This window comes from Pseudoxanthobacter sp. M-2, from assembly GCF_046156265.1.
In the GTDB taxonomy this organism is placed as follows: domain Bacteria; phylum Pseudomonadota; class Alphaproteobacteria; order Rhizobiales; family Segnochrobactraceae; genus CAMDHY01.
The window spans coordinates 1-3,853 of the sequence record NZ_JAWDIR010000032.1 but is presented as its reverse complement, the minus strand read 5'-3'; the positions used below and the strand labels follow the sequence as shown (position 1 = coordinate 3,853).

At 68.9% G+C, this 3,853-nt stretch carries 7 protein-coding genes; all 7 read right to left on the bottom strand.

Going from position 1 to position 3,853, the window contains the following annotated elements; all coding sequences use genetic code 11:
- Positions 1-323 (bottom strand): hypothetical protein (locus RUR49_RS15060; RefSeq protein WP_409147207.1); only part of this gene is annotated, 323 nt, incomplete at its 3' end.
- Positions 302-1,099, bottom strand: coding sequence for a hypothetical protein (locus RUR49_RS15055; protein WP_409147206.1), 798 nt, complete (start codon positions 1,097-1,099; stop codon positions 302-304). The genes RUR49_RS15055 and RUR49_RS15060, both read right to left, overlap by 22 nt.
- A gap of 9 nt (positions 1,100-1,108) precedes the next feature.
- Entirely contained in the window at positions 1,109-1,480 is a 372-nt protein-coding gene (locus RUR49_RS15050; RefSeq protein WP_409147205.1) for a DUF6511 domain-containing protein, read from the bottom strand.
- Complete coding sequence (locus tag RUR49_RS15045; RefSeq protein ID WP_409147204.1) at positions 1,477-1,728, bottom strand: hypothetical protein; 252 nt, start codon at positions 1,726-1,728, stop codon at positions 1,477-1,479. Before RUR49_RS15045 ends, RUR49_RS15050 begins: the two co-directional genes overlap by 4 nt.
- A complete protein-coding gene (locus RUR49_RS15040) occupies positions 1,713-2,462 on the bottom strand; it encodes a hypothetical protein (protein WP_409147203.1) in 750 nt (249 codons plus the stop codon). Before RUR49_RS15040 ends, RUR49_RS15045 begins: the two co-directional genes overlap by 16 nt.
- Positions 2,463-2,482: 20 nt before the next feature.
- A complete protein-coding gene (locus RUR49_RS15035; protein WP_409147202.1) occupies positions 2,483-3,340 on the bottom strand; it encodes an ATP-binding protein in 858 nt (285 codons plus the stop codon).
- A 105-nt stretch (positions 3,341-3,445) separates the two neighbouring features.
- Positions 3,446-3,853: hypothetical protein (locus RUR49_RS15030; protein WP_409147201.1), on the bottom strand; the 408-nt coding region annotated here is incomplete at its 5' end.

Here is a 3,853-nt window from a genome sequence, read left to right as displayed (position 1 = left end):
GGTTTGCGGAACAGGGCGAGCCAGACGGCTTCGATGCCATCAGGGCGCTGGCGCGCATAGACGATCTGGCTGCGCACCATCGGTCCCTGGTCGCGCAACTCGAAAATCGTGTCGGGGTGCGGCAGCCGCTGCTGCCCTACCGAAAAGCGGCGGGCGAGAGCATTGACCTCGTCCGAGTCGAACTGGGCCTGATCGGTGAAGTGCCAGATGGGCGCAAACTCGAAACCATCGAGGAGCTCGGCGAACCAGAACCGCGGACGATGTGCGCGGATGATGCGCTTCAGTTCATAGGAATCGGGGATCACGATCTCTCCCTCCAGCATCGGTTGGTCCAGGGGCAGGGCGCGTGCCACTTGCCAGCCGCCATGCCGCCACGGCACAAAACCGCCGTCGGCTCACTGGCAGCGCGCGGCAGCAGCTCGCGGGCATTGGACGCCAGCACCACGGTGACGGCGCGGTCGGACATCTCCTGCGCGAGGTGCGCGTCGAACGGCACGAGCTCGGTGTGGAGCTCCATCGTGTCGCGATTGAGCGCGGTGAACAGGGCTGGGTTCGGCAGCTCCATGTAGGCTTGGTAGAGGGCGACCTGCGCGGCATAGACGGGCCGCGCGAGGCTGACGCCGCGCTTCACCACATCCTTCCAGCTCGCCGCCCCGAGCGCCTTGTTCTCCCAGAGCGCCGGATAGGCGATGTCGACGGGGCCGGAGATGAGGCAGCCGTCGATGTGGCCCTTGAAGCGGCCGCCCATCGCGGCAAACCCGAACTGCTTGCCGTCGGCGCGCTCGGTGCGCAGGTCGAAGCCGGCGATCCGGAGCCAGCCAGCGACGATGTCCTCAGCGCGATGACCGGCTTCGAAGACCCGCAGCGTGCGGGGCGCGAACTCCTGTCCGGCGTCCTTCGTCACGGCAAGGAAGTCGTACTGAACCTGCCGGAGGCAATCTCGGCCAAGGCCCGACGAGCTGACGTATGTGCGCGCACGCTCAGCGCGCTGGCGAGCCGAGAGAGCCGCATCGATAGCGGACGAGATCGCCTCGGCGACAGCCGGGCGCGCGGGTGCGGCGCCATAGAGACAGCCGGATCCATGGTTGAGGTCGATCATCGTGACCCCTCAGAACGATGAAGGGTCGTCGGGAAGGAAGCCGCTGCGCTCCTTGCGCGCGGCCTGGTCCTGCATGCTGTCGATGTAGCCGGTGACGGCAGCCTCGATCAGGCGATCGATCTCCGCCGGGGACCGATTGAAGAACGGCTCCATCAGGCCGAGGTCGGTCAGTGCCTCGGCGAAGGGCCGGCGCGCATCGCGGATCGCCTGGCCCTCGCGCGCAGTCTTGTCGATTATGCCGTGGTTCCTCTCGGCCAGGCCCGCGCCGATCTCCTGGCAGCGGCGCGAGCAGAAGCGGTGGAAGGCGTGGCGGTCCCAGCGAAGGCGGTGGCAGTAGCCGAAGCCGCGCCCCTCGCGAGGGCAGACGGCGCAAAGGCTCACGCGAGCAAGAACGTCGCGACCGGGTCGTCGGGCGGCCACCCCGCCGTCTGGAGCTTCTCGGAGTGCAGGACGATCCAGCGGGTGATGGCGCTGGCGGCCATGGCTTCGAGCTCGCGAAGGGTGAGGGTTGCGATGGGCCTTTGCAGCCTTCCGCGGCCTTCGAGCCATCGTCCGATCTCCAGCGCCGCCTCGCGCGTGACGTGCGCCTGCCACTCGTCCGAGGTCACGACCGTCAGCCGTTCAGCCATGCGGGCATGGCGCTCGGCGGCTGCGGCGGCGGGGCGGCCTGAGGGACAGTCGGCTGAGCGCCCCAAGCAGGCGTGGACGGCGCTGCGGTAGGGGACGGCGCGCTCCAGGCGGGAGGTGTCGCCGCCGACGGCTGCGGGGCACCCCATCCCGGTGCTGGCGCCGCCGCGGTTTTGCGCGCCGGAGCATTGATCGGATCCGGCGGGACCGTTTCGCCGCGCATGATCGCAGCATGCTGCGGCTCGTCGGGCAGGACGACGTTGGCGATGCGGTTCTGGTCGCGGTACTGCGGGTTCGAGGCCGGCGCCACCATGATGCGAGCGACGAACGCGATGCCCTCGAGCTGCTTCAGCCCGGGTAGCACCCGCTTCGCCTTCGCCGCCGTCGTCTCGTCCTTGGGGTTGAGGCCGAGGGCGCTGTCGACCATGGCGCGGAAGGCCGACTTCGAGATTTTCCAGCCGATCGACTGGCCCTTCTCGTCGAGCTTGCCGCCCGCGACCGTAAAGGACTGCCAGAACTTGCGTCGGGCATAGGGGCCGTCGACGACAGTGAACTCGCAGTCGAGCATCTTCGCGTCGCTCGACTGCGATGCCTTCAGGAGTCCGGCGTCGAGCGGCGTGGCGCCGTTCACCCCGCCCGGTCGGATCGTCAGTCGCACTTTGGCGAATGTGCCGTCGGGGATCAGTTCGCCGATCGGCGCCATCTGTGGCTGGGCGTCGTTCAGGTCGTAGCTCATGGATCTGTCCTCTCGGGGAGTCAGGTGGCGAATGCGGGCTGGGCGGGGGTGCGGCCGTCGATGCGCGCGATCAGCGCACCGAGATCGGGCGGCTCGGTCATGTCGAGGCGGCCGGAGCGGTCCTTGGCCGGAAGGCCCCAGGGGTTGCCGGAGCGGCAGATGAGGCGGCGCTCGGTGGACGTCTCGTCGAGAACCCAGCCGCCCTCTGCGTCGCGGGAGAACAGCTGCATCGAGACCACCTGGTCGACGATGCCCGGCAGTTCGCGGCCGGCCTTGGATCCTTCCATCTGCGGCTGCCAAGTTACCGTGCCGAAGTCGTCGGTGACCTTTTCGAGCACGCCGACAAAGATCACCGTCTTGCCGCGGGCGTGCTGCAGGTGCTTCAGCGCCTGGATGACCTCACGGCCGAGCACGCCGTAGGCGCTGCGCATGTCCGGTTTGCCGGAGCGCTCGGAGAAGGCTTCCGGCTGCTGGCGGGCGTAGGCCATCGCCTGTCGCGTCAGATCGGTGATGGAGTCGACGAAGACGATGCGCTTCGATGCGAGGAACGCCTCGATGCCGGTGTCGCGATGCTGCGCCTGCAGCCAGGCATGGCGCTCGGTGCCGTACCAGGACTGCGGATGCTGCGCCGGGTCGGGCCCGCCGATCAGCACGGCGATATCGCGGAAGTCGGTGAAGCTGCGCACCGGGATCGAGGCGCCCTGCCAGTCCTGCACCGACTTCATGCCGGCTTCCAGATCGAGGCAGACGGTCTCCTCGGCCGGGAGCGTCTTCAGCAACGTGGTCTTGCCAACGCCGGGTGGGCCGAAGATCGCGAGCGAGGTCTTGTTCTCGGCGGCCGACAGCCGCTCGTCGGCGGAGATGATGCGGAAGGCCATGGGGGTTCTCCGAGGCAGAGGATGAAGGAACGCGGCGGCGGGGGTGACCGGGTGCCGAAGGGGAACCTGCCCGGCGTTGCCGCTCGGGCGCCCCGCCGCCGCGCGTCACCGGTCTCGGGGTTCGAGCCGGAACACGGGTTTGCCGGTAGTTTCCGAGCGTGCGGCCGCAAAGCCCTCGCGGAGCGCCTCGGGCCAGGCGCCATAGCGGCGCTCCGGGACGCGATAGGAAAGTTCGAGGTATTCGGTAGGGTCGTCGCCGGCGTCGCGGATCCGGGCCACCATGTCGGCGAGATGGTCCTGGTCCCAGGTGACCTTCTTCGGCAGGTCGGCGATCACGACGATGCCGTTGTCCTCGACGCGCACGGTGCCGCTGGTCTTGCCTTGTGAGATCCGCGCCGCGGCCGCCGCTGCCTCGTAGCGCTGCGCGATGCCGGCCTCGAGCCGGTCCCGGAGCTTCTTCACGCGAGCGGTCTCGGCGTGAGCGGCTGTCTGCAGGTCGAGCAGCACGTCCGG